19 protein-coding genes and 1 riboswitch are annotated in these 25,568 nt (G+C 60.9%); of the genes, 8 read left to right on the top strand and 11 right to left on the bottom strand.

The window, feature by feature from the left end; all coding sequences use genetic code 11:
- Positions 1–640 precede the first annotated feature (640 nt).
- Entirely contained in the window at positions 641–3,652 is a 3,012-nt protein-coding gene (gene polA, locus HMPREF2749_RS08640; RefSeq protein WP_070594093.1) for a DNA polymerase I, read from the bottom strand.
- A 444-nt stretch (positions 3,653–4,096) separates the two neighbouring features.
- Between polA and HMPREF2749_RS08635 the strand changes: the two genes are divergently transcribed.
- The 3 genes from HMPREF2749_RS08635 to HMPREF2749_RS08625 all read left to right on the top strand — a co-directional run bounded on the left by HMPREF2749_RS08635 (position 4,097) and on the right by HMPREF2749_RS08625 (position 6,361).
- Positions 4,097–5,374, top strand: coding sequence for a dicarboxylate/amino acid:cation symporter (locus HMPREF2749_RS08635; RefSeq protein ID WP_070594092.1), 1,278 nt, complete (start codon positions 4,097–4,099; stop codon positions 5,372–5,374).
- Between the two features lie 133 nt (positions 5,375–5,507).
- On the top strand, positions 5,508–6,014 hold the full coding sequence (locus HMPREF2749_RS08630; protein WP_049341349.1) for a PaaI family thioesterase: 507 nt from the start codon (positions 5,508–5,510) through the stop codon (positions 6,012–6,014).
- A 98-nt stretch (positions 6,015–6,112) separates the two neighbouring features.
- Complete coding sequence (locus HMPREF2749_RS08625) at positions 6,113–6,361, top strand: hypothetical protein (protein WP_005506231.1); 249 nt, start codon at positions 6,113–6,115, stop codon at positions 6,359–6,361.
- 257 nt (positions 6,362–6,618) lie between these two features.
- Here HMPREF2749_RS08625 and HMPREF2749_RS08620 read toward each other — a convergent pair whose 3' ends face one another.
- On the bottom strand, positions 6,619–7,230 hold the full coding sequence (locus HMPREF2749_RS08620; RefSeq protein ID WP_049327112.1) for an ANTAR domain-containing response regulator: 612 nt from the start codon (positions 7,228–7,230) through the stop codon (positions 6,619–6,621).
- Between the two features lie 438 nt (positions 7,231–7,668).
- On the opposite strand from HMPREF2749_RS08620, the gene HMPREF2749_RS08615 reads away from it, so the two are divergent.
- Complete coding sequence (locus tag HMPREF2749_RS08615; RefSeq protein WP_049357063.1) at positions 7,669–8,571, top strand: PIN-like domain-containing protein; 903 nt, start codon at positions 7,669–7,671, stop codon at positions 8,569–8,571.
- Positions 8,572–8,717: 146 nt separating this feature from the next.
- Here HMPREF2749_RS08615 and HMPREF2749_RS08610 read toward each other — a convergent pair whose 3' ends face one another.
- Entirely contained in the window at positions 8,718–9,767 is a 1,050-nt protein-coding gene (locus tag HMPREF2749_RS08610; RefSeq protein WP_049357064.1) for a hypothetical protein, read from the bottom strand.
- A 460-nt stretch (positions 9,768–10,227) separates the two neighbouring features.
- On the opposite strand from HMPREF2749_RS08610, the gene HMPREF2749_RS08605 reads away from it, so the two are divergent.
- The 3 genes from HMPREF2749_RS08605 (at position 10,228) to HMPREF2749_RS08595 (ending at position 13,244) form a co-directional block, all read left to right on the top strand.
- On the top strand, positions 10,228–11,139 hold the full coding sequence (locus tag HMPREF2749_RS08605; RefSeq protein ID WP_049341355.1) for a hypothetical protein: 912 nt from the start codon (positions 10,228–10,230) through the stop codon (positions 11,137–11,139).
- Between the two features lie 205 nt (positions 11,140–11,344).
- A complete protein-coding gene (locus HMPREF2749_RS08600; RefSeq protein WP_049357065.1) occupies positions 11,345–12,244 on the top strand; it encodes a hypothetical protein in 900 nt (299 codons plus the stop codon).
- A 319-nt stretch (positions 12,245–12,563) separates the two neighbouring features.
- The gene (locus HMPREF2749_RS08595; protein ID WP_049357066.1) at positions 12,564–13,244 is read left to right on the top strand and encodes a hypothetical protein; all 681 of its coding nucleotides are present in this window, start codon (positions 12,564–12,566) and stop codon (positions 13,242–13,244) included.
- Positions 13,245–13,400: 156 nt separating this feature from the next.
- On the opposite strand, the gene ftsY is transcribed toward HMPREF2749_RS08595, so the two are convergent.
- A complete protein-coding gene (gene ftsY, locus HMPREF2749_RS08590) occupies positions 13,401–14,510 on the bottom strand; it encodes a signal recognition particle-docking protein FtsY (protein WP_070506468.1) in 1,110 nt (369 codons plus the stop codon).
- A gap of 180 nt (positions 14,511–14,690) precedes the next feature.
- Between ftsY and HMPREF2749_RS08585 the strand changes: the two genes are divergently transcribed.
- Entirely contained in the window at positions 14,691–16,088 is a 1,398-nt protein-coding gene (locus HMPREF2749_RS08585; RefSeq protein WP_070594089.1) for an MFS transporter, read from the top strand.
- 389 nt (positions 16,089–16,477) lie between these two features.
- Here the strand turns inward: HMPREF2749_RS08585 and trpC are convergent, their stop codons facing one another.
- The 7 genes from trpC to pnuC form a co-directional block, all read right to left on the bottom strand.
- On the bottom strand, positions 16,478–17,293 hold the full coding sequence (gene trpC / locus HMPREF2749_RS08580) for an indole-3-glycerol phosphate synthase TrpC (RefSeq protein ID WP_070594087.1): 816 nt from the start codon (positions 17,291–17,293) through the stop codon (positions 16,478–16,480).
- A 14-nt stretch (positions 17,294–17,307) separates the two neighbouring features.
- The gene (locus HMPREF2749_RS08575; protein WP_049341360.1) at positions 17,308–18,918 is read right to left on the bottom strand and encodes an anthranilate synthase component I; all 1,611 of its coding nucleotides are present in this window, start codon (positions 18,916–18,918) and stop codon (positions 17,308–17,310) included.
- A gap of 193 nt (positions 18,919–19,111) precedes the next feature.
- Positions 19,112–19,588 carry a 6,7-dimethyl-8-ribityllumazine synthase gene (ribH, locus tag HMPREF2749_RS08570; protein WP_005506244.1) on the bottom strand — a complete coding sequence of 159 codons (477 nt, stop codon included), beginning with the start codon at positions 19,586–19,588 and terminating at the stop codon, positions 19,112–19,114.
- 56 nt (positions 19,589–19,644) lie between these two features.
- Positions 19,645–20,481: a GTP cyclohydrolase II gene (locus HMPREF2749_RS08565; protein ID WP_141747373.1), complete on the bottom strand. Its 837-nt coding sequence runs from the start codon at positions 20,479–20,481 to the stop codon at positions 19,645–19,647.
- An 8-nt stretch (positions 20,482–20,489) separates the two neighbouring features.
- A complete protein-coding gene (gene ribB, locus HMPREF2749_RS08560; RefSeq protein WP_049353151.1) occupies positions 20,490–21,782 on the bottom strand; it encodes a 3,4-dihydroxy-2-butanone-4-phosphate synthase in 1,293 nt (430 codons plus the stop codon).
- A gap of 250 nt (positions 21,783–22,032) precedes the next feature.
- Positions 22,033–23,343, bottom strand: coding sequence for a bifunctional diaminohydroxyphosphoribosylaminopyrimidine deaminase/5-amino-6-(5-phosphoribosylamino)uracil reductase RibD (gene ribD / locus HMPREF2749_RS08555; RefSeq protein WP_070594086.1), 1,311 nt, complete (start codon positions 23,341–23,343; stop codon positions 22,033–22,035).
- Complete coding sequence (pnuC, locus tag HMPREF2749_RS08550; RefSeq protein WP_070506482.1) at positions 23,344–24,075, bottom strand: nicotinamide riboside transporter PnuC; 732 nt, start codon at positions 24,073–24,075, stop codon at positions 23,344–23,346.
- 387 nt (positions 24,076–24,462) lie between these two features.
- Positions 24,463–24,660, bottom strand: a riboswitch (FMN riboswitch).
- Positions 24,661–25,568 lie beyond the last annotated feature (908 nt).

Below are 25,568 nucleotides of genomic sequence, written 5' to 3'. Positions count from 1 at the left end.
GGGTGAGGAAACGTCGAGCTGACGGATACTTACAATGTGTACCACCCACCGGAAGCAGATGCTCTCAGCAGGGTGTGCGAGCGGTCTGTGCCCGTTTTCTCCCCGTTTTCTTAAGGAGAAAAAAGAGCATAGAAAACCCGTACGTTGGTACACGCGATTAATAGTGTACGGGAATCCCGGGCGTGTCGTCAATGGTTACGCGCCCGGGATTCCCGTACTTATTTGCGGTTTTGAACTTGTGGTTTACGTTGTGGTTTGCGGAGGGGACGGCGCCCGTCCTCGTTCCTCTCCCCACCCAAGGATGCGACCGGTGCGCACCTTCCTACGCTCCTACAGGGGAACCCACCCTCTCGGGTGCTCCGCTCTTCCTTGCTTCGCTGCGGAGAGCACCCGAGAGGGTACCCTGATGTCGCTTCCGGAAGGTGCACCGGCACGCTCCGGTAGCGGGGCCAAGAGCGGCTCGCTGAGCAGCTACCCGGAAAACGCGGCCGCACCCGCTCGGTGACCTGCTACCCCCAGCGCGGAAAGGCGGTATCGTCCGTAGTGACATCAGGGTGCCCGAAGCGAAGCGAGGGCGGGTGCCCCTGTAGGAACGAGGACGAATACCGCTTTCCGTGCAGAGCCGAGAGAAGAAACGAACCTAGTGGCCTGCCTCCTGCCAGGACTTGCCCCAACCGACCTGAACATCCAGAGGAACACGCAGGGAGGCGGCACCGCTCATCTCCTCGACGAGCACGCGTTCGGCGGCTTCACGCTCACCGGTGGCGACTTCGAGGATGATTTCGTCGTGCACCTGCAGTAGCATGCGGGTCTTCAGACCCTCTTCGCGCAGGCGGCGGTGAATGTTGATCATGGCGATCTTGATGATGTCCGCGGCGGTGCCCTGAATCGGGGCGTTGAGGGCGGCACGTTCGGCGGCTTCTCGGCGTACACGGTTGGGCGAGTCCAGGTCGGGCAGCACGCGGCGGCGGCCGAAAATGGTTTCGGTGTAGCCGTCCTGGTGTGCCTGCTTGAGCACGCCGCGCAGGAATCGTCCCACGCGTCCGAAGCGCTTGAAGTAGTTGGTGCGCAGTTCGCCTGCTTCATCGGAGCTGATGTTCAGCTGCTTGGCGAGGCCGAAGCGGGACAGGCCGTATGCCAGGCCGTAGGACATTGCCTTGACCTTGGAGCGCTGCTCGGGGGTGACTTCTTCGGGGGCGACGCCGAAGACTTCGGAGCCGACGTAACGGTGCAGGTCCTCCCCCGCTTCGTAGGCTGCGATGAGCTTCTCGTCGGCGGCGAGGTGCACCATGATGCGCATTTCGATCTGCGAGTAGTCGGCGGTGAGCAGACCCTCGTACTCCACACCATCGACGGGTGCGGGCGCGACGATGAATGCGCCACGGATGCGGCGGCCTTCTTCGGTGCGGATCGGGATGTTCTGCAGGTTCGGCGCGGTCGAGGAGAGGCGGCCGGTGGCGGCGGCACCCTGCTGGAAGGTGGTGTGCACGCGTCCGTCGTCGGCGGCTGCTTTCTGCAGGCCTTCGACGGTCTGTACGAGCTTGATGTTGTCGCGGTAGGCGGCGAGCGCACCGAGGAATGCGGCACCGTCGGACTCCGGGGAGATTTTGGTGAGCAGTTCGGTGACGGATTCGGCGTCGGTGGAGTAGCCGGATTTGATTTTGCGGGTGTGCGGCAGGGCGAGCTTGTCGAAGAGCACGGTCTGCAGCTGTTTGACGGAGGCGAGGTTGAGGGGTTCTTCGCCGTCGTCGGTTTGGACGGTGTCGCCGATGATGGTGCGTGCGGCGTCCTGCGCCTGGTTAGCGCGTGCGGAGAAGGTGTCGTGCAGTTCGGCAAGGAGCGCGTCGGAGACGGCGATGCCTGCCTGCTCCATGTCTGCGAGGACGTAAAGTAGCGGCAGTTCGATTTCTTCGTAGACTTTGAGCTGGCCGTGCTCTTCCATTTCGAAGTGCAGCAGGCGTGCGAGTTCGTGGATGATGCGGCTGATCTGCGTGAAGTAGCGCAGGTTTTCGACGGGTTCGGCTTCGCCGGGCATGCTGAAGAGGGAGGGTTCTGCCTCTTCTTCTTCGGGTTGGAAGACGAGCTGCGCGTAGGGGTCCTTGGGGATCCAGAGGTAGCGTTCAGCGAGGTCTTCCATGCGTTCGGAGAAGAGTTTGCGGGTTGCGGTGGGGATGAAGCCGCACATGTAGGAGGACAGGGCGGGGTCTTCGACGGCGCCGGCGAGTTCGTAGCCGTAGGCGCGCAGGAGCTTGCGCTGAACCTTGAGGTCCATGACGATTTTGCGGGCTGCTTCGTCGGAGAGCCAGGCGGCGAGGGCGGCGTCGAGTTCCGGGTCGATGGTGCGGGTGTCGATCCAGAGGCTGGTGTTCTTGCTGGTGAGGAGCACGCCGAGCAGTTCGGGGTTTTCTTCGGCAGCGCGGATCTTGGTTTTGGTGACCTTGACGGCGGGTGCGTCGCCGATGGCGGGGCGCGCTACGGGCAGGTTGGTGACCGGGTAGAGGGTCACGGCGCCTTCGAGGCGTTCGGGTACGGCGATGGGCGCACCCTGTTCGTCATTGCCGTAGTTTTCTTCGGCTGCGGCGGCGCAGAAGGCGCGGAATGCTGTTGCGTCTGCGTTTTTGGTGGGTGCGCTGGTGGCAATGGGTGCGTAGACGGGGCCGGTGGGCGCCTTCTTGATGGCACCCTCCTCCCCTGCTTCTGCGGCGGAGCTTGCAGAGCCTGCGGATCCAGCGGCGCGCACGATGGGGCCGAGGGTGTCGGCGGCACGCTTGCGGATGGTGCGGAACTCCACCTCGTCGAAGAAGGTGTTGAGTGCATCCAGGTCGGGGGTGAATTCGGTGTCTTCGAGGGTGACGTTCAGGTCGAGGTCGTTGACGAGCTGGTTGAGGCGACGGTTGCGTACTACGTTGTCGATGTTTTCGCGTAGTGCTTCGCCCTTCTTGCCGCCGATTTTGTCGCTGTTTTCGATGACGGCGTCGAGGGAGCCGTATTCGCCGAGCCATTTGGCGGCGAAGCCGGGGCCTACGCCGGGTACGCCGGGCAGGTTGTCCGCCTGCTCGCCGGTGAGGGCGGCCAGGTCGGGGTACATGTGCGGGGGTACTTTGGTTTTCTTTTCGACGGCGGCGGGGTCCATGCGCTGAATACCCTTGGAGGGGCCGGTGGTGACCGGGTAGAGCAGGGTGACGTCGTCGGTGACGAGCTGGAAGATGTCGCGGTCGCCGGAGAGGATGAGGACCTTGTAGCCGGCTTCGGTGCCGCGGCGGGTGAGGGTTGCGACGATGTCGTCGGCTTCGTAGTTTTCGTAGGTGAGCGCGGGGATGTTGAGCGCGCCGAGCATCTTTTTGATGAGGTCGATCTGGCCGTTGAAGGCTTCGGGGATGGCGTTGCGGCCGCCCTTGTATTCGCCGTATTCGGCGGTGCGGAAGGTGCCGCCGGGCAGGTCGAAGGCTACGGCGATGTGGCTGGGCTGGTTGTCTTTGATGATGCTCAGCAGGGTGGAGAGGAAGGCATGGACGGCTTCGGTGTGCTGGCCGTCGCTGCGCACGAAGATGTGCTGTCCGGTCTTTTCGGCCATGGTGTAGATGCCGAAGAAGGAGCGTAGGGCGAGGGAGTGTCCGTCAATGAGCAGGAGGGTTTTGTTCTCTGTAGTCACTCCTCTAGTGTATCGAGTCTGGGTTTTCTTGGTGGTTGGCTTGGTGACGGCTGGGTTGGGGGGCTAGTTTCGGTGGTTACGGGTTAGAGCCCTGTGGGGAGGCACCCGCGCTGTGTTGGGTGCTGGCGCTGTGTTGGGTACCGGCGCTGTGCCATATAGCGGAATAACGGGGTGTGTGGAAAGAGTTTTACCTCATATGTAGGTGCCGGTGGGGTGCGTTTGGTGAGTTTTTCTCCCAAAAATTGTGCCCCAAGCCACTATGTAGGGTGGATAATAATACGGTTTCCAGATAATATATAACCTTATTATCGCCTCCAGCGTAGGAAACCCCCACACCCCGTGTATTCATAGGCAGAACTCTACCCAGAATTCACCGGCAGGATTCACCGGACCGTGAGGGCACATCCCGCGCTTAACACACAACGAACCCTCATTTAGGAACCCATGAAGGTACTCAAAAAACTCCCCCTCCTCGCGTGGATTATCATCGCGATTGCATCGGGTGTGCTTATCGGCATGCTGACCCCCGGAATGATTAGCGGCATCAATGACGCAACCGGCGCAGCCATCCCCACCGACCTCATCGTGCAGCTCTTCGTCTCCTTCTCTACCGTATTCAGTGCCTTCCTGAGCTTCGCGATTCCGCTGATTATTATCGGCTTCATCGTGCCCGGCATTGGTTCCCTCGCGCAGGGTGCGGGCAAGATGCTCGGCATCACCGTGGGTCTGGCGTACATCTCCAGCATCCTTGCTGGCTTCCTGGCACTGACCTGCGCACTGCTGCTCTACCCCATCATCCTGAAGGGTCAGCAGCTCGCTTCCTTCGATAACCCCGAGAACGCACTGTCCAAGGGTTACATCTCCTTCGAGCTGACCCCGATTATGGGCGTGCTGAGCGCACTGATTCTCTCCTTCATCCTGGGCCTGGGTATTACCGCACTGAAGACCCGTGCGATGCTGAACCTCTTCGAGGACTTCCAGGTCATCGTTGAGAAGATGCTCGGCTACGTGATTATCCCCCTGCTGCCGGTGCACATTGTGGGCGTGTTCGCAAACATGACCCTCGCCGGTCAGGTGGCGAAGATTCTCTCCGTCTTCGGTCTTGTGTTCGTCATGGTGATTATTCTGCATTGGGTCACCCTGGCGCTGCAGTACTCGGTGGCTGGCGCGATTTCTCGCCGCAACCCCATCCAGATGCTCAAGACCATGCTCCCGGCATACTTCACCGCAATCGGTACCCAGTCTTCGGCTGCGACCATCCCGGTGACCGTGCGTTCGGCGAAGAAGGCTGGCATCTCCCCCCGCGTGGTGGACTTCGCGATTCCGCTGTGCGCGACCATTCACCTCTCCGGCTCCATGATTACCATTACCTCCTGCTCGGTGGCAGTGCTGTTCATGACCGGTCAGCACCCCGACTTCGGTAGCCTGATCCCCATGATTCTGGTGCTCGGCGTGATGATGGTTGCCGCTCCCGGCGTTCCCGGCGGTGGCGTGATGACCGCAATCGGTCTGCTGCAGTCCATGCTTGGTTTCGATGCCTCCATGATTGCCCTGATGATTGCCCTGTACCTGGCTCAGGACTCCTTCGGCACCGCAACCAACGTGACCGGTGACGCGACCATCGCGGCCCTGACCGAGCGTATCTCCAAGGCAATCGGAGCGAACCCCGATAAGGAAATCCGCGACGAGGACATCGAAAAGGCAGAAGCTATTTCCGCCTAATCCTCATCCGCTTACATAGCGTTTTTCAGCCCCGTCTCCTGAGTTCAGGAGGCGGGGCTGACCCGTACCCGGAAGCACTCGCGAAAAGCTATCCCACCCAAAGCAACAAAAACCAAGGAGTACACTGGAAGTCATGACTGAAAACAACACACAGCACGCACCCGTCCGCGCGGCAGCACCCACCACCCTCACCGCAGAAGAAATCAAGGCGCAGCTGACCGAAAGCGGCATCCCCGAGCACCTGCACCCCTACTTCCCCCGCGGCCTAGGCGAGCTCATCCCCGCCATGGGCATTAAGTTCCAGGAACTCACCGCAGAACGCACCGTCGCAACCATGCCCGTCGCCGGCAACACCCAGCCCATCGGCCTGCTGCACGGCGGCGCCAACGTGGTCCTCGCCGAGACCCTCGGATCGCTCTCCGCGGGCGTGCACGGCGGCGAAAACCTCGTAGCAGTCGGCGTGGACATCAACGCAACCCACGTGCGCCCGGCAGTCTCCGGCGTGGTCACCGCAACCTGCACCGCCGTCAAGCTCGGACGCACCCTGTGCATCCACTCCATCGACATTGTGGATGAGCGCGGCCGCACCACCTGCACCGCACGCATCACCAATATGCTGATCCCCCGCCCCACCGCCTAACGTCCTACAACTTCAGCAAGTAGCCTAAAATCGTAGAAGCACGGGGTACACGGCACCCCGCCAACACCCCACCAGAAGGTACGACCAGAAGGAGCACCATGGCCCGCGAGCGCACCCCCTATTTCAAGCGTTACCCGAAGATTGTGCGCGCTAAGCGCATTGTCCTGCCCATCGCAATCGGTGTGATGCTGGTGTGCCTGGTCACCGCAATTAATAACCCCGGCAGCTTCTGGTGGCTGGGCGTGATGCTCGGTACCGGCGGCATGCTCTGGGCTGGCTCCCCCACGGACCGCCCCATCAGCGGCCCGAACAATGACGAAGACGATTTGAACCGCTACCTGCGTTAAGTTCCGTGTAGCGCCGGGTTCCCGCCCGCGCTAAGCGCCCGGTTTACAACGCACACCCGCGAGCCGTTATACACGCGAACCGTTAAACACGAACGCCCCGTCCCTCAGCTTCATCGTGAGGGGTGGGGCGTTTGTGTGTCATGAATAAAGGTGCTGGTTCATCACTGCACCAGCCGTGTGTGCTCATCGACGATTCCTAGTCTTCGCCGTAGCGTGCATTCGTACCTGTACTGTCACGTACTTTGCACGTCTTGTGCTTAGGAGAGCTGCTTGATGATGGTGTCAGAAACTTCGCGCATGGACAGGCGGCGGTCCATGGAGGTCTTCTGAATCCAGCGGAATGCTTCCGGCTCGGTCAGGTTCATCTTGGTGATGAGCAGCGACTTTGCGCGGTCAACGAGCTTGCGGGTCTCGAACTGGTCGCGGATGGTGCCCACTTCCTTCTCGAGAGCGCGAATCTGCTCGTAGCGGCTAATTGCCACCTCAATGGCGGGAACCAGATCGTTCGGGGAGAACGGCTTGACGACGTACGCCATAGCGCCTGCCTCAACGGCACGGTCAACGAGTTCCTTCTGGCTGAATGCAGTCAGCAGAACGACGGGAGCAATCTGCTCCTTCGCGATTTCTTCGGCTGCGGTGATGCCGTCCATAATCGGCATCTTCACATCCATGAGGACGAGGTCGGGGCGGTGCTTCTGCGCTAGCTCGACAGCGGTCTTGCCGTTATCGGTTTCTGCAACAACATCGAAACCCTGGTCCTTCAGAATTTCGACGATGTCGAGGCGAATCAATGCCTCATCTTCAGCCACGACGACGGTGCGAGCGGGACCCTGCTCCTCCGCCTGATCCTGAGTGGTCAGCTCTGACATAACTCTTCTCCTTTATCAAATTTCAATCATTTAAAGTCTACAGGACGAATTAAACGTTCATCTACTTTCTCGCCTTGTCCCAGGTGTGTTATATGCGTCCTATGTGCATGTAGGAAAAGTTTTCTGACGCCATTTTGTGACCCTCCATCAGATTTTGCATATTAATGCACATTTTTGTTCTATACTGCTCATGACTGTGAAAACAAAACCGCACAATGCAGAGGTCACGCGGCGAAATTCACACCTAAAACATGGACCCGAAAATGACTCTGACATGCACTAACACCCCCTCGGGTTAGACACAAAAGTAATAAACAAAATATTTATATCGAAACCCCATCACGCGCCGCAGAAGGCCGATACACTGAAATAGGTATTCTCCTCGACTTCTCCGGCACTCACATTTGACCACCCATACTCGATACCCGGAGGGGATTCATGTCAATCACCCGTCAAGCACGCACCCTGTACTCAGACTTCGTCGAGTACAAGGAACTCGATCGCGCCCCGCTGACTTCCATTCACCCCGGAATTCTCATCGCCTTCGACTCCACCGCGCTTGCAAGCCTCTACAACTACCCAACCCACATCAGCGACGAAATCCTCCGCGTCTACTCGCAGCTGCGCGGACACGCTTTCCTCCCCCACCAGGCACTCAAAGAATTCTGGGCAGCACTCGACGGCGCCTCCCCCGTACCCGCCGCCGCAGACCGCGTCCGCTCAGCGCTCGCATCCTTCAAAGAAACCCTGCCCGAAGAACGCAACTCCCCCTGGAGCGCACTGCGTTCAGTCACGCACCAGCTGGACCACTCCATCGCGCAGATCATGAAGATCCTTGAACCCACCACCGACACCGGATCCATCAACATGGCACGCCACGAAGACGACACGATCCTGCCGCGACTGAACCGCATCTTCACCGGCCACGTGGGTGCGGCACCCAGCCCCGAACGCCACGAACAGCAGTGCCGCGAAGCCCTCGCACAGGGCCACCCGTTGCTCGCTAACGCCAGCTTTGACGCCGACTTCGCGCTCTGGAACCAGTGCGTTACCGAAGCAACCACCCGTGTGAAGGGCACCGACTGCGTCTTCGTCACCGGCGGTGTGCGCGACACCTGGCTACGCAACGGTCAGCAGGTACGCGCCGCATCGGGCGGCGAACCCGTACGTCAGCTCGCGAACCGTCAGCTACTGCGTGAATACGCTAAGGCAACCGGAGGCGGCGTATTCCGCATCTACACGGTTGAGGAGATTCTGCGGCTCGCCTCCGAGCAGTACGGTGTGACCGTCAGCGACGCTACCTATAATGCGATTCGCGCGGAACAGCCCGTAGCTGTGTAAATTCGCCGTATAAAGTCACCGTATAACGTCACGGCTGAGAATAATCCCACCACACTGACCACAATTAACCGCAAGAAGCCACATGTGTTTCGAGAAGCCACTAAAAACGTGGCTTTTCGAAACACATGTGGCTTTTCAGCATCTAGCTAGTTCTCGCAGCTGGCGCGGTACAGCTCAGCGGCGCGCCCCTCCGAAGACTCGTCATCACCGAGCATCAGGTAGCACAAGTACAGGGTGAAAGCGGCGCGGCGGTCGGCGGCGAGCGTCTCCGTGTTATCACCCTCAGGGGTGCTGAAAGCAATAACGTCATGCGCCTGAGGCAGGGCGGCGATCAAGTGCGCGGCGGTTTCGTAGCCGTCCTGGTTGCCGGGCAGGGTGACGTGGTGCGGCTCCGGGTTCTCGTCAGCAGCGCCGGCTTCCGCTCGGGCAGCCTGGAAATTAGCCTTGAGGACGTCCTCAACACGGCTCATCAGCTCAGCATCGGGCAGGGTGAGGTCATCCGCATCGAACGCAACGTGGATGCCGTTCAGAGTCTCGTAGGGGTGCTCACCCGCGTAGTATCCGGCGGCAAGAACGTAGCCGGTGAGTAGCTGCGCCTCGGCGGCGGTGAAGGTGCCGCGCGCCTCACGCAGGGCGGGCAGCAGAAGCTCGGCCAGGAGCGGGTGCAGGGACTCGGGGGCGTTCGCGATAGCCTCCTGCAGGGACTCTTCCGCCTCCGCGGTGGGCTCGGCGTTGAGCAGGGTCAGGAAAGCCTCATCGGTGCCCTCCCAGTAGCGGGCAATCAGCACAAGGGTTGCAACGAGTGCGAGAAGTTCACGGTAGTCGCCGGAACGGTCAGCGGCGAAAGTGTTAGCAACAACGCGGGCGAGCATGCGCGCGGCAATGTTCTCGAGGATGTACTCGTCGTAGGCGTTATCGCCGGGCCAGTTTGCGGGGTCGGGAAGGTAGGTTTCGTCCAGGTATCGCAGCACGGGTTCGAGGGGCGCGGGAGCATCCGCCGCGAGTTCGGGGCAGCACTGCTCAACCCAGCTGTTCACGGTAGCCTCGTCAGCGATACCGGTAGCCTCAGCGAGCTGGACGCGCGAGAGGCTGTACGGTGCAACGAGTGCGGCGAGGTCGTCGCCCGCGCCGTTGGAACGGTAGGTGGGCTGGTAGTTGGGGTCGGGAAGAGTTCCGGGGAGGTGGGTGGCTGCCATGGTAGCTCCTTCGCTGAGGTTCGGGGTGAATTGGGCTGTATGGTGTGCGATGCTCGGGACCGCCTGAGGGGTCGGCACTTTTTCTCGCTACGCATCTTCTAGTTTCAGAATATCCCAGAGCCCCGCATCGTGTGCTGCCCGTCGTCATTACCCGCCTATTAACCGCGAAAAGCCACATGTGTTTCGAAAAGCAACATGTTTGGTGGCTTTTCGAAACACATGTGGCTTTTGGAGGCTGCTAAGAAGCACCCGCCCGCAGGAATTCAAAGAATATATTCCCCCAACCCCGCACCCAGCCCGACAAATTTTCGCTTACCCCGGGGTAAACCAAAAAATCTCAGCAGCCCTAAACCCTAACCCTATCGTGGAGATACAAGGTCACTGCACGGCCACCAACCCATCTGCCCCGGTGCAGGCCCGCACGGGCCGGGGCAGATTCCTCCCAATAGGAGAAAAACTCATGGAGTTTATCAACAAGCTCGCACCGATCGTCATCCCCCTGCTCACCGCAATCGCGGGGCTCTTCACCGCTTGGTTCAAGACCCGGGCAGCCCGCGCCGAAGCCAAGAAGGCTGAGGCGAGCGCCAACACCGGGGGTATCACGCAGAAGCTCAGCGTCGGCACCATCAACGGCAATGGCAACCGCGTGCACAACACCCACCAGCAGGTAGGCAACGGCTCCGCAGCCATTAGCGGCGACGGTAACCGCACCACCATCGACAACAGCCAGCACACGCACAACCATGCACCTTCCAAGAAGGGTCAGGAAAGCGATGACGATACCTGGGGCAATATCGCGATTGCTTTTGGTGGCGGCCTCCTTATCATGGGCGCGTTCCTCATCAGCTGGCCCACTATCAGCTGGACCCTCGTAGCCTACTGGGTTACCTGTCTCGCACTCATCGGTTGGCAGGTAAAGCTGCTTAATGCCAAGAGCACTAGCTCCTCTGCACACGCCATTCTGAATGTGCTCTACCCTGCTTCCCTGCTGGCGATTGTTGGTGGCACTTGGTTCACTCTTATCGGGGCGGGTAAGTACAACATGGCGACCATCTACACCACCATCAGCGGACACTACGAGTCTCACCCTCAGGGTGGTATGGCTATGCGTTTCATTGAGGCAGTTACTGCGTCATACGGTGCTGCAGGCTTCACCCTGATCATGCTCAACCTGCTTACTGTCGTCTTCATGGCTGCGGCTTTGCTCCAGTGCTTCAAGTACTCGGTTAAGGCTCTGAACGCACTCTATCGCGGCAATCTCATTCGCCCTTCTGTTCAGGAGGCAAGCATGAGCTTCTTCCTTGCTGTTGTGAGCCTGGTAGCATGCCAGCCCGCGCTTGCTGAACATCTGATTGCACAGATCAACAAGTAGCATCCAGTAACTAGATGCTGGGCCGTATTCACTCAACTTATCCACACCCCTCTCGTCGAGAAGCCACATGTGTTTCGAGAAGCCACGTTTTTGGTGGCTTTTCGAAACACATGTGGCTTTTCGGCGTAATAACTAAACGTAACACTTGAACATAAATACTCTCATTTGATGCAATTAAAGCATGTTTACCAGAGAAGAACTATCAATGATGATACGCACCCGCACCGAACTCATCACCTCAGCCACCCACACGCGAATCACCCTGAGCCACGCCCTCAACCGCGGCGAACTCACCCGCGTCTCAAAAGGGCACCTTCTCCCCACCCAAACCTGGAACAACCTACACCCCAACGACCAGCACTACGTGTGCATCCTCGCGCACCTCAACGAATACCCCGCCAACATCCTCGCCGCTCAAAGCGCAGCCGTCGCCTGGGGCGTCTCCTCCCTCAGCCCACCACGTCACGTTCAAGTACGAGGAGCCGGAGGCGGCCGCAGAGAAAACATCCAGCGCATCCAAGACACCCTCACCGCGGACAGCCCCATCGTGTACACGCCCGAAGGGATTCCCACCGTCACACCACTAACAGCTATCACCACCTGCGTGAAAACGCTTCCCTTTCGCGACGGGCTCGTTCTGGCCGAAAGCGCCCTTCAACGCTTCGCGCGGGAACCGGATATGCTCACCTACGAGGAGCTCAAGAAAGAGCTCTCATCTGCATCTGGCCGCGGGTGCCGAACCGCCCGCCTCGTCGGACATGAGCTCAGCCCACACTCAGAATCCGTTGCTGAAACCTGCATGCGGTTACTTCTCGATGACCAAGGAATCCGATACAAGCAGCAAGAAACCATCATCTGCGAAGGTCATGCCTATCGAGTGGACTTTCTGCTACACACCACTAGCCTCCACGGCAGGCCTGTCATTCTGGAGGTAGACGGCAACGTCAAATACAACGCCAAAGAGGACCTGGTTCGGGAGAAGACTCGACAGGATCGGTTGCTCCACGCGGGGTATGCTGTCGTCCGTGTTTCTGCTAAGGATGCTATTTACCGTCCGAGGCGGGCCCTGCAGGTGCTGCGTGCTGCTGGAGTGCCCCAAACTTAACCGCGAAAAGCCACATGTGTTTCGAAAAGCCACTAAAAATGTGGCTTTTCGAAACACATGTGGCTTCTCAACATAAAACCGCAGGTAACAACTTCTGAAAACACCTCCTCAAAAAGAGGGGTGTTCAAGGCACCTGAGAGGAGTCCATATCCAGAACATTTGTCTTACCCCGGGGTAAATCGAGCACGCCCTGGAATGATCAAAACAGCACCTAATCTAATACATGTCAGGCAAACATGTCAGGCTCATCTTCTTGAGTTGCAGAAGGAGATGGTCGTTCCGCCCACTTTTGGGCATGCAACAGAAAGTATTGTTCAACATGAACGTAAACCCCCTTGCAGCAATTGCAAAGTTGATCAAGCAGTCCAAGGCAGCAAACCCTACCCCTGTCTACGAGCCCATCTCAGTTCCCATGCACAACCAGGACTTGAACATCGAGCCGCAAGTCCTGGCATTGCAGGTGGCAAAGGAACGAAACTGGGTTATCGAACGAGGCGGCGAATCTATCTACGCAATCACTTCTAATGGTCCGGAGCTTATCGCGAAGAACCTTATGGAACTCACCGCGTATGCCGAAAAACATTTCTGGTTCGGTTACTCTAGCATCTCCTGGACCTACGTTGATAGTTCCGGTCTGGGCTCTATGTCCAAGCGCTCGGCGACTGACAATCAGGGAAAAATCATCCAGGGTGCAGGTTATAAAGTAATCAATACCCAGAAGAACAGCCAGCGCTACGTACCTGTAGTTGTTCCGGCCTTCAATGAAGAACTGGCGCTGAGTCATCAGACGCTGGCTCTTCAGATTGCTACTTCGAAGAGCTGGTGTTTTGAGCTCGGCGGTGAAAAGCTCTTCACCCCCTCGGGTGAACTTCTTGCAACCAACATTGCAGCTCTTGCCAACTACGGAAAGCAGCACGGCTGGTTTACTCCGTCGGGAAGTATTGACTGGGGCAACGTCGACAGCTCTCTTGAAGTAGTTACTCTCCCGTTCAAGGCATAGCAGTAATGCTATAAGGTGTAGTCCCTCAGAATAGCTAATGTTTTCGAGGGACTATGTCTTTTCCCACGACAAGCGAAAAGCCACATGTGTTTCGAAAAGCCACGTCTTTGGTGGCTTCTCGAAACACATGTGGCTTCTCGGCGGAATATGAGGATGTTAGTCCAGCAGCGCGTCCACGAATGCTTCCGGGTCGAACGGCGCCAGGTCGTCCGGACCTTCACCCAGGCCGATGAGCTTGACGGGAACGCCGAGCTCCTCCTGGATAGCGACCACGATGCCGCCCTTTGCGGTGCCGTCGAGCTTGGTCAGCACGATACCGGTGACGTCCACGATATCGCCGAAGACCTTCGCCTGAACCATGCCGTTCTGGCCGGTGGTCGCGTCAATCACGAGCAGAACCTCGGTGACCGGCGCTTCCTTCTCGATCACGCGCTTGATCTTGCCGAGCTGATCCATCAGACCGGACTTGTTCTGCAGGCGGCCTGCGGTGTCCACGAGCACGGTGTCAACGCCCTGCTCCTTGCCAGCCTTCACGGCGTCAAACGCGACGGATGCGGGGTCGGCGCCTTCCTTCTCGGAACGCACGGTCTTCACGCCCACGCGGTCACCCCAGGTGGTCAGCTGCTCGGATGCGGCCGCACGGAACGTATCCGCGGCACCCAGGAGCAGGGTCTGACCGTCAGCGACCATCACGCGGGCAATCTTGCCGACCGTGGTGGTCTTACCGACGCCGTTCACACCAACGACCAGCACCACGCCGGGGTTGCCGTCGCTGCCGGCGGTCTTCAGTTCGCGGTCCATGTCGGGGCGGACAATCTTCACGAGCTCTTCGCGGAGCATCTTCTTCACGGCGGCGGGGTTGCTCGTACCCTCAACGCGCACGCGCTGCTGCAGCGCCTCCACCAGGCGGGTAGTCGGCTCGGAACCGAGGTCGGCAAGCAACAGGGTCTCTTCCACTTCGTCCCAGACGTCCTGGTCGATGCGGTCGCGAGAAAGCAGAGCCAGCAGGCCCTTGCCGAGCATGTTGTTGGAGCGTGCCAGGCGGGCGCGCAGGCGCACCAGGCGACCCGCGGACGGGTCGGGCATATCAAGTTCAATAGCGCGAGGTGCCGAGCTTTCGGGTTCTTCTGCCGAACCGCCGGAGGCCTTAGCCGCCTCCTGGCGCAAAGACTGCAGGTCCGCGGTCTTCTTGGGTCGGCGCAGAACGGCGAAAAGTATACCGGCGATAACCAGTACACCCAGCACAATCGCGCAAATCATCATCATCGTTTCATTCACACTACTAGCTTACCGGTTTGGGCGGTTTGGCTGGTCGAGGTGACGCGCATGCCCGGCTGTCGGCGGAGTAGACTGGACACTGTTAAGTTTTTTAGCCGAACACATGGTTGACAGTTGCGGGTGGGGCCCGCGGCTGCCGCACGGCACCGCACGATTTCGAGGATGAACATGAGGAACCCTGCCAAAACACCGCCTGTTTTTGACCCGCGCACGATTGACCCGAACCGTGTGCCGACCGGCTTGAAGGTTCTGATTGCTGCCTCGTTCATGATTGCGGTGGGTTTTGGTTTGGTGGCACCGGTGCTGCCGAACTATGCGCAGAACTTTAACGCGACGGTCACGATGGCGACGATGGTGGTTTCTGCGTTGGCGATTACGCGCCTGATTTTCGCGCCGTCGGCGGGTCAGATGATTACCCGCTGGGGTGAGCGTCCGGTGTACACGATTGGCATGCTGATTGTGTCGGTGACGTCGTTCATGATTGCGTTTGCCTGGGATTATTGGGTTCTGCTGGGTTCGCGTGCGGTGGCAGGTATCGGCTCGGTCATGTTCACGGTCTCTGCGATGGGTCTGCTGGTACGCCTGTCCCCGGCGCATATGCGCGGCCGTATTTCGGGTTATTATGCGACGGCGTTCCTGCTGGGTAACCTGCTGGGCCCGGTGATTGCGAGCGCGCTGGCACCGTTTGGTATGCGTGCGCCATTCATTGTGTATGGTTTTTCGCTGCTGGCGGCGGGCCTGATTGTGTGGTTCTTGATGCCGTCGCAGGCGGCGCTGGAGGCGGAGCGCGACGCGATTATGGAGGCGGCGGCACTGGCTGAGGGTAAGGGCACCGGGGTGTTGCCGTCGTCGGCTCCCTCCCCTGCCGGCGCATCCGGCAAGGGCGCTAAGCCTGAGTCTTCTTCGGGTAAGAGCGATCTGCCTGCGATGACGGTTCGTGACGCGTTGAAGTTCTCGAATTACCGTTCTGCGCTGGTTTCGAATTGGGCAATTGGCTGGTCGGTGTTTGGTGTGCAGTCGTCGATTATTCCGTTGGCGGCGGCGTATTTGGCGACTGGTGGCGATATGTCGAATTCGGTTGCGGGTACCCTGTTGGCGTCTTTGGCGATGGCGACGAACTCGTTTGGTAATGCGTTGACGCAGACGTTCTCGGGTCGTTTTTCGGATCGTTTTGGTCGCCGTGTGATGGCGTTTTCGGGTCTGCTGTTGGCGGGTTCTGCGGTGACGTTTATGGGTTTCGCGCCGGTGGCGTGGGTGTTTGTGTCGTTGACGGCGTGTCTGGGTATTGGTGCGGCGTTTATGGGTCCGTCGATTCAGGCTGCGGTGTCTGATGTGATTGGTACTCGCCGCAGTGGTGGTCAGGTGTTGGCGGTGTATCAGATGTGTAGCGATTTCGGTATGATTTTGGGCCCGCTGGTGGCTGGTTTGATTGCGGATGCGTGGGGTTTTGTTCCGGCGTTCATTATGAGTGGTTTGTTGTTGGTGGCGGCGGCGTTTACGTGGGCGCCGTTCCGTAAGGCGCGCTGGCCGAAGGATATTGCGGACGCGGACTATACGGGCCGCTAAGAGCTCTCTAATAAGTAAAAAGCCGGTGCCCGGTTCCTGTGAGGTGACAGGAACCGGGCACCGGCTTTATGTGTATGAGAGGTGGGCTGGCAGCAACGCCCCGACCCCAGACTAGCCCCATATACCCCAGGCTGAGGCAAGCTAACCGGAGAAGGAAACCACGTACCAAGCCACCTATATTCCCTACCTCAAGGGATTGGCGCGTTACCTCCGAATCCCAACCACAGACCAACCCCCTATATCCTCTACCCGAGGGATAGGCGACCTAGAGGGCGTACCGGACACGCGAAGCGGGGGCTCCGTCCTCGAAGCGCCCCCAGGCGCTGAAGAGGGGGCACTCCCCCGCGAGTGTGAACCGGTACAACCTCTCCAAACAACTAACCCACAGGCTATCGGGTCACAGGCACCTTGGAGAATTCACGCACGGTACCTTCGGGTTCGCCGGAGCGTACCAGTGCTTCACCGATGAGGACCGCATCGGCACCGGCGCTGGCGTAGGCGCGCACGTCCTCAATGCTGGCGACGCCGGACTCAGCAACCTTAATGACGGAGTTGGGCAGGTGCGCTGCGAGGGATGCGTAGTGCTCGTTATTGACTTCGAGGGTCTTGAGGTTACGCACGTTAATGCCGACGATTTTCGCGCCGATGCGCTGGGCGACCTCGATTTCTTCGGGGGTGTGGGTTTCGACGAGGGCGTTCATGCCGAGCGATTCGGTGAGTTCGAGGAACTCGCGCAGGGTCTGCTCGTCGAGGGCCGCCACAATCAGTAGCACCAGGTCGGCGCCGTGTGCGCGTGCCTCCCAGATCTGGTATTCGTCGACAGTGAAGTCCTTGCGGAGCACGGGGATGTTCACGGCGGCGCGGACTGCGTCGAGGTCGGCGAGGGAGCCGTTGAAGCGGCGCTGTTCGGTGAGCACGGAGATCGCTGCGGCGCCACCCGCCTCATAGCGTGCGGCGAGCGCGGCGGGGTCGGGGATTTCGCCGAGCGCACCCTTGGAGGGTGAGGAGCGCTTCACCTCGGAGATAATGCGTGCGGTCGTGCCGTTGCCGCCGCCGGGTACTTCACCGCGTAGGGAGGCAAGCGCGTCACGGGCGGGGGCGGCTGCGAGGGCGCGCTTCTTCATTTCTTCGAGGGAAACCTGCTGTACGCGGGCGGCGAGGTCTTCGCGGACGCCGACAATGATCTCGTCGAGAACGGTGCTCATGGTGTCTCCTTGGGTTACTTGGTGGAGTTGACGGCTGCGTCTGCGTCGAGCGGTGCCAGGCCGGAGGCGGTCAGCACAGCGCGCAGCGGGGCGGCGGACTTGTTGACGGTTTCGAGGGTTTCGGAGTCCGGGTTGGAGTCCATGACGAGGCCCGCACCTGCCTGTACGTAGGCGGTGCCTTCCTTGAGGACGGCGGTGCGGATGGCGATTGCCATGTCCATGTTGCCGGCGAAGTCGAAGTAGCCGCATACGCCGCCGTAGACGCCGCGGCGGGTGGGTTCGTATTCGTCGATGAGCTGCATGGCGCGCGGCTTGGGGGCACCGGAGAGGGTGCCTGCCGGGAAGGCGACGCGCAGCACGTCGTAGGCGCTGAACTGGGGGTCAAGTTCGGCGCTGACGGCGGAGGAAATGTGCATGATGTGGCTGAAACGCTCAATAATCATGAACTGGTCGACGGACACGGTGCCGGGCTTGGCGATGCGCGAGAGGTCGTTGCGTGCCAGGTCGACGAGCATGAGGTGTTCAGAGCGTTCCTTTTCGTCGGCGAGCAGTTCCTCGGCGAGTGCGAGGTCTTCTTCGCGGGTTGCGCCGCGCGGGCGGGAACCGGCGATGGGGTGGGTGCTGGCGATGCCGTCCTTGAGGGTGACGAGCGCCTCCGGGGAGGAGCCGACGATGTGGAAGGGGGTGCCGTTGCTGTCTTCGAAGTTGAAGAGGTACATGTACGGCGAGGGGTTGGATTGGCGCAGTACACGGTACACGTCGAGTGCCTTGGCGTTGGTTTCGGCTTCGAATCGGCGTGAGAGCACGATCTGGAAGACGTCGCCGTCGATGATGTTCTTCTTGGAGCGGTCGATGGCGTCCTTGAAGCCCTGTTCGCTCCAGGTGAGGGTGACATCTTCGCGGACCTTACGGTCAACGTCTGCCACGCCGGAGAGAGTGGAGGTGGTTGCGGTGGCGCCGCGCTGCAGGCGGCGGAGCATGCTGTGCAAACGCGCGACGGCGTCCTCGTAGGCGCCGTCAACGTTTTCGCTAGTGCCGTTGAAGTTGATGGCGTTGGCGACGAGCAGGACGGTGCCGTCCTTGTTGTCGTGGATTGCCATGTCGGAGACCATGTTGAGCGCGAATTCGGGCAGGTTCACGTCGTCGGCGGGCGGGAAGGGCAGGTGCTCCCAGTGGCGTACGACGTCCCAGCCGAGGTAACCAACCAAGCCGGAGGTGAGCGGCGGCAGGGTCGGGTCGGGTTCGGTGTAGAGCATCTGCAGGGTCTTTGCGATGGCTTCTACGGGGTCACCGTTGACGGGCGCGCCGGCGGGGGTGCGGCCCTGCCAGTGGACTGCGCCGTCAACGGTGGTGAGGGTGGAGCGGGAGGATGCGCCGATGAAGGAGTAGCGGTCCCAGGCTGCGGATTCGCCTTCTGCGGAGATTTTGGCGGATTCGAGCAGGAAGGTGCCGTGGGCGGCTTCGACGGGTTCGCCCTGGTCGTTTTGGAGTACGAGGGATCGGTAGATGCCGATGGGGGTGAGTGAGTCGGCGAGGATTTTGATGTGTACGGGAATGACGCGGGTGCCGGCTGCGCGGGCGCGGAATTCTTCGAGGCTGGGGGTGATGGTGCCCAAATCCTGCATTGCTGTACTCCTTGGTGTTGGGTTGGGAGCGCGTCGGTGCGCTATCACCTGAGCGCGCTGTGGCGCTGCGGCTCAGCATACTGAGGCTCTAGTGCCGCGGGTTGTTTCAGTTTAACCGGTGCTGCGACCCAGTTCCACGGTGAAGATCAGAACGTTCTCTTCGTGAAACTGAGCCGCGTACCGTTCAGCCGTGTTAGTTGCTGAACTGCTTGAGGGTTGCTGCGGTCTGCAGTGCCGCCGCGGTCGCCTCGTAGCCCTTGTCTTCGTTGGAGCCTTCCAGGCCTGCACGGTCGAGTGCCTGCTGCTCGTTATCGCAGGTGAGCACGCCGAAGCCGATGGGGCGGCCGGTCAGCACGGACACGTCGGTCAGGCCGTTGGTTGCGCCCTGGCAGACGTAGTCGAAGTGGGGGGTGCCGCCGCGGATGACCACGCCGAGCGCGACGATTGCGTCGAACTTCTCAGCGAGGCGGGTTGCTGCGACGGGCAGTTCGAAGGTGCCGGGAACGCGCACGAGGGTCGGCTCGATGCCTGCGTCGCGTGCTGCGCGCTGCGCACCGTCGATGAGGCCGTCCATGACCTGGGTGTGCCAGCTTGCCGCTACGATTGCGAGCTTGAAGCCCTTGTAGTCTTCGGGGTTGAGGGTGGTGTCTGCTGCGCCTACGCCGCTCATTGTGTTCTCCTTGTGGGGTTCTGGGTTTGTGAAAAGTTTAGTTTGCAGGGGTGCCGCTACGCGCTTTTGAGCACGTGGCGCATGCGCTCACGCTTGGTCTGCAGGTAGTGAGCGTTCTCAACTCGGGCGGGAATTTCATCCGGGATGAGTTCGGCGACCTGCAGACCGAGGCTTTCGAGCGCCTCCTGCTTGGCGGGGTTGTTGGTCACGAGCCTCAGCTCGTTCACACCGAGTTCCTGCAGGATCAGTGCCGCCTGCGAGTAGTCGCGCATGTCGCCGTCCAGGCCGAGCGCCAGGTTCGCGTCGAGGGTGTCGAGCCCGGCATCCTGCAGCGCGTAGGCGCGGAGCTTGTTGACCAAGCCGATACCGCGTCCTTCATGGTTGCGCACGTAGATGAGGTACCCGCCGGTGCGGCCAATGATGCGCAGGCCGTTCTCCAGCTGGGGGCCGCAATCGCATCGGAAGGAACCGAAGATATCGCCGGTGGCGCATTCGGAGTGGATGCGTACCGCGGGCGCTCCCCCGTCCTCGGCGGGTACGGGGGTGCCGTCACGGTCGAGGGCGCGGGCGCTGATGTGCTCGGCGCCGTCCGCAAATCGCCAGGCACGCAATCCGAACAGGCCCTGCGGGGTGGGTACGGCGACCTCTTCGGTGCTTTCGACCAGCAGCGGGCTGGGGTTGGGCACCATGTCGAGGGGGCTGACTCGGTAGCCTTCAGCGAGCTGGGAGGCGATGCGCAGGGATTCGGCGCTGAGCTCTTCAGCCTGCGCCTCAACCGACTCGACCAAGGTGTCCGCTGAGGGGGTGCCCGGCTCTGCCAAGGTGACAGCCGCGGGGGTGCTCAGCTCTGCGGGGGTGCCCGGCGTTGCTTGGGTGTTAGGGGTTTCGCTCATGCGTTCTCCTACGCCTTAGCTACGTACTTGATGAGGTCTTCGATAGAGATCATGGGCAGGTTGTGCTCGGTGGCGAAGGCGCGCAGTGCGTCGAAACGCATCATGGAGCCGTCGTCGTGCACGACCTCGGCGATAACGCCCACGCCGGACAGGCCCGCCGCGAGGGAGAGTTCCACTGCGGCTTCGGTGTGGCCGGGGCGTTCCGCCACGCCGCCGTCAACGGCGCGCAGCGGGAAGATGTGGCCGGGGCGGGTGATGTCCGCCGGGGTCGAGGATGCATCCGCGAGGATCTGCACGGTGCGTGCGCGGTCCGCTGCGGAGATACCGGTGCTCACGCCGGATGCCGCATCGCAGGAGACGGTGTATGCGGTGCCCTTGGGGTCTTCGTTGTTGGTGACCATGGGCGGCAGGTTCATCTCGTCGGCACGCTTGTTGCTCAGGGGTGCGCAGACCACGCCGGAGGTGTAGCGGATCATGAAGCCCATCAGCTCGGGGGTTGCGTGCTCGGCGGCGAAGATGATGTCGCCTTCGTTTTCGCGGTCTTCGTCGTCAACAACGACCACGGCGCGACCTGCGGCGATAGCGTCCACTGCGGTCTGCACGCTGTCGAGGACGCTTGCGGCGTCGGCGCGACGCGGCGCAACCTGCTCACCGGAGTGCGCAGAGTCAGCCTGGGGCACGCCTGCGAACGCGGTCAGACGCTGCACGTACTTAGCGAGCGCATCGGCCTCAAGGTTCACGCTGTCGCCAACCTTGAGGGCGCCGAGGTTGGTTGCCTTCAGGGTTTCGGGAATCAGGCCGACCTCGAACCATGCGGGGGTTTCGCCGGGCTCAGAAACGGCGGTAACGGTCAGGGACACGCCAGAAACAGCGATGGAGCCCTTCTCAGCGAGCAGGGGTGCCAGTTCGGTGGGCAGGTTGAAACGCAGGGTGCTCCACGCCTCGTGCGCGGTGACGGATGCGAGGGTACCGACCGCATCCACGTGGCCCTGCACGACGTGACCGTCGAGGCGGCCACCGGCGGGCAGGCAGCGTTCCAGGTTGACGGTGTCGCCGGGGTTCAGGTTGCCGAGGTTGGTGCGGCGCAGAGTCTCACCCATCGCGTAGGCGCGGAACTGGCCGGGCTGCAGCTGGTCGAGGTCGATAGCAGTGAGGCATACACCGTTGACGGCGAGGGAGCCACCGTGTTCGAGGTCGGCGACGATGTCTCCGGCGTTGAGGGTCAGGTAGGCTGCGTCGCTACCTTCGATGGGGGTGATGGATTCTACGGTGCCGAGGGCGCCAATGATTCCGGTAAACATGTATGCTTTCCTTTTCTCGCCGTGTCCGCCGGGGCGTCGTCGTTGAGGGCGACGGGCGGCGATGGTTTGTTCGTCGGTATAACTATACGTATTTTTCGAATATTCCCCGTGACGGGGAGCTTTTGTGCCAGCATACGAACCAGCCGGCACAAACTAGCCGGGCGCCGGCGGGGGTTCCTTGAGGTACTACTCCCCCGCCCGCGCTCAACCCAAGCGGAGGCTAGTCCAGCCGCGACTAGTCCAGCCTCGGCTAATCTAATCTCGGTTCGGGCGCGTGGCAGGCGTCCAGCTTCGGCAGGGTACGCCGCTCACCCGGTTCCTGCGCCGTTCCGCGAGGTGCCGGCACCAGGTGCGTTGCGGTGTCATTGCCGAGCACGCGCACCGCCGGGAACATGCCCAGATCGTCCAGTTGCAGGCGCGGCGCCTGCGCGAGGGTGTCCACGAGCAGACGGTACACGGCACTCTTGCCCTGCCCCATGATCATGGGGGCGCGGTACCAGACCATCTCGTCGATGAAGTCTTCACCGGCGAAGAGGCCGACCATGCCGGGGCCGCCCTCAATCATGAGGTGCCGCACCCCGCGGGCGTACAGCTCATCGAGCAGTTCGCGCGGGTCGTGGGTGAAGACCTGTAGGAAGTTCTGCGGGTCCGCCTCCACGCCTTCGGGCGGGTTGAGGCCGCGCACGCGGTAGTTCTCGGTAATCTCGGTTTTGCCCATGACCACGCGCAGCGGCTGCTTCTCGAAGCGTTCCCCGTTGGCGTCGCGCGCGTCCAGGGTCGGGTCGTCCATGAGGGTGGTTCGGGTGCCGATCATGACGGCGTCGGCGCGGTGACGAATCAGGTGCCCGTCAATGCGCGCGGCGGGGCCGGTAATCCACTTGCTCGTGCCATCAGCAGCCGCGATGAACCCGTCCAGGGTGGAGGCGCTCTTTGCGGTAATGAAGGGGCGGTGTTCGGCGGCGGCAATGAACCAGCGCTCATTCAGCTGGTAGGATGCGTTCGCGAACTCCTCCATGGCGTGCACGGTGACGCCCTGGGAGCGCAGGTAGGCGGCGCCTCCGGCAGCGTTTTCGGTGTCGTCGCTGTAGGCGTAGTAGAGTTCGCTGATGCCCGCCTCGGCGACGGCGTGGGAGCAGGGGCCGGTGCGTCCGGTGTGGTTGCAGGGCTCAAGGCTCACGTACATGCGGGCGCCGGTGAGGTCGGTTCCCGCGGCTCGGGCGGCGGCGAGGGCGTCGGCTTCGGCGTGCGGGGTGCCTGCGCCTCGGTGGTAGCCCACGTGCAGCAGGTGCCCGTGCGCGTCAGTGATGACGGCGCCGACGAGGGGGTTCGCGCCGCGGATACCCTGGCGTGCCGCCTGCAGCGCCAGGGTCATGGCCTCTGCGTGGCTGAGCTCCTGCTCGGGGCCGGGCAGCTGGAGGGTGCGTGCGGCGGGCAGCCCGGCGAGGTGCCCGTACTCCGCGGCGGAGTAGTCCGCATCGTTGCGCGGCGAAGATACGCTCGGGGCGATGGTTACGGGCAGGTGCGCGTTCGCCAGCACCTGCAGCGAGGGGTTCTGCGGCATTTATGCACGGCCCTTCTGCACGTCGGTTACCTCAACGGTCACGTCGGGGAACTGGGTCTGCACCCGAGTCTTCTGCGCCTCCAGGTTGCGGGTGCGCCACCAGACGAAGAAACCAACCAGGGTGAAGCACCCGTAGAACACGTACATGAAGGAGGTCGCGTAGTAGCCTGCGCTCCACAGCAGCGGCACGCCGACCAGGTCGACGGCAACCCAAATGAGCCAGAATTCAACCCAGCCGCGCGCCATGCCGTAGGTGGCGAGTAGCGAGCCGGTGAAGATCCAGGCGTCGGACCAGACCGGTTCGTAGGAGCCGAGGGCGCGGAAGATGGGGGTGAGCAGCAGGGTGCCCGCGACCATGGCGACAACCAGGCCTGCGCGTTCGGTGTTGGTAGCCCACTTGGGGATCACTGCGGCACCTTCGGAGGCGTCACCACCGGCTGCGCGGGTGGCACGCCAACGATGCCAGCCCCAGATGGACACTGCAATAAACATGATCTGGCGGCCTGCCTGGCCGAGCATGGTGACGGGGTGCGGGCTGCCGACGAGGGCGCCCAGGAAGACGGTGAGGAGCAGCAGGTTGCCGAGAATGCCGACAGGCCACGCCCATACTTTGCGTCGCATGCCGCCGAGCGCCGATGCCAGGCCGAATGCGTTTCCGAGAACTTCGCGCACGAGGAGGGACTGATCCCCCACGTGAATTTGTGCGTCGAAGAGCCACCGCAAGATGTCCATTGCTTCTTTCCTCTCTGAGTTGGACCGTGTGTCGGATGCGCTGTGTGCGCATCTGCGGCGGCTCCGGGGAGAGGAACAGAAAAGGGCGGCTACCGCGGGCATCTTATGGGGTGCCCGGTATCCGTGGTGAGACGGGAGCGGCGAATCAGCCAACTGTAGCTGAAAACCGTGGCTGAAACCAGCGGCTGCGGTCGAGGGCAATAACGTACCGGCACCTACGAAAGGTGCCTCTCCCCTGTCTCACAGAAAGCTGTCTCTCAGAAAACCGCTGTGCTCTCGAGTAACAGCTTTTTCGAGCAACAGTTTTCTCAAGCAACCGCGTCAGTGCACCCTGCATGCTATCCCGGTTTTCGGGAGGTGCGGCGGAGTGCGCTCCTGCCTTTTTCTGCTCGTGCTACCTTCCATCCAGACTGTACTGTCGGCACCGGATTTTCACCGGTTCGGCCTCTCTTGCGGGCGGGTGCCTCCAGCGGATTCTTATCCCCGACTGTGGGGCGTGGAATCATGTGAGTTTCACCTGCCTGCGAGAGCGGTTCGCGGGCTGTGACCGCCGGTTCGGAATTTCACCGACCCCGGAGCACGATGTTGATACTGATTATGCCACAGCGCATGCCGGGGTTTTAATTTGTTTTCTCTGGGATAACTTCCGTGACAAGATGACGTTTTATGACTGTACTCTCAGCGCGTCTTCAAGACCCTCTCAACAAGCCCTCGCGATAGTCACTTGCGGGACCGTTTTGGAACCCGATTCTTCAAGTTTTCGGGGATGATTTATCACGGTTTCATAACGGTGGAGAGCACCAAACAGACCAAAGAGTTATGAGGACCTTCTGAGGGGTTACCCAGAACACATTGAACACCCGTCAATACCTTTATGACAAGGAATTATAACAATAAGGTTAAATTATTGGTTTAAGGTTTACTCCAGGGGTGATTTAAGGTTATTCTTATCTACAGGAGCTCCCATCACCGATAAACCGGTTCCGTTGAGAGCGACATGATTCGGACCATCCGAGCACTCACATCAAACCCTTAAGCTTCTGCCATTTGAAGCTGGAAGACTACTCCGTGGACTGCATTCTTTGGATAGTTTTCGACGCAGCATCTGCGCGCACTAAACTGCGCGGTTTATGCGGCACACGATGCTGAGATGCTTCACCATCGGGAGGCAACCACACCGAATTGTTTTTCTCAACGGAACCGGCGTGGGAGCTCTTCCGAATAAACTTCCGGAAGAACGCGTAGCGTGCGCCTTTGTAAACCTTTACGAGGGGGCGTTGTGCGTGTCGAACGGTCATAGACTCCCATTCTTCTGTCGTCGCCTACCGTGGTGCGCGATGGGGGTTACGGGAACCTTGCGGGATGGTTGATCCCGCGCGCTCTGCATTGTCTTGTGGAGTGTGGTGTGTTTGGGTGGCGTATTCGCAGTGCCGGAGCGAATACGCCACCCGTTTTTAACGTGAGGGCGTACCGGACACGCGAAGCGGGGGCTC

The organism is Rothia sp. HMSC075F09, from assembly GCF_001810515.1.
Classification (GTDB): domain Bacteria; phylum Actinomycetota; class Actinomycetes; order Actinomycetales; family Micrococcaceae; genus Rothia.
The sequence above is the reverse complement of the archived record's forward strand: the minus strand, read 5'-3'. Positions and strand labels throughout refer to the sequence as shown.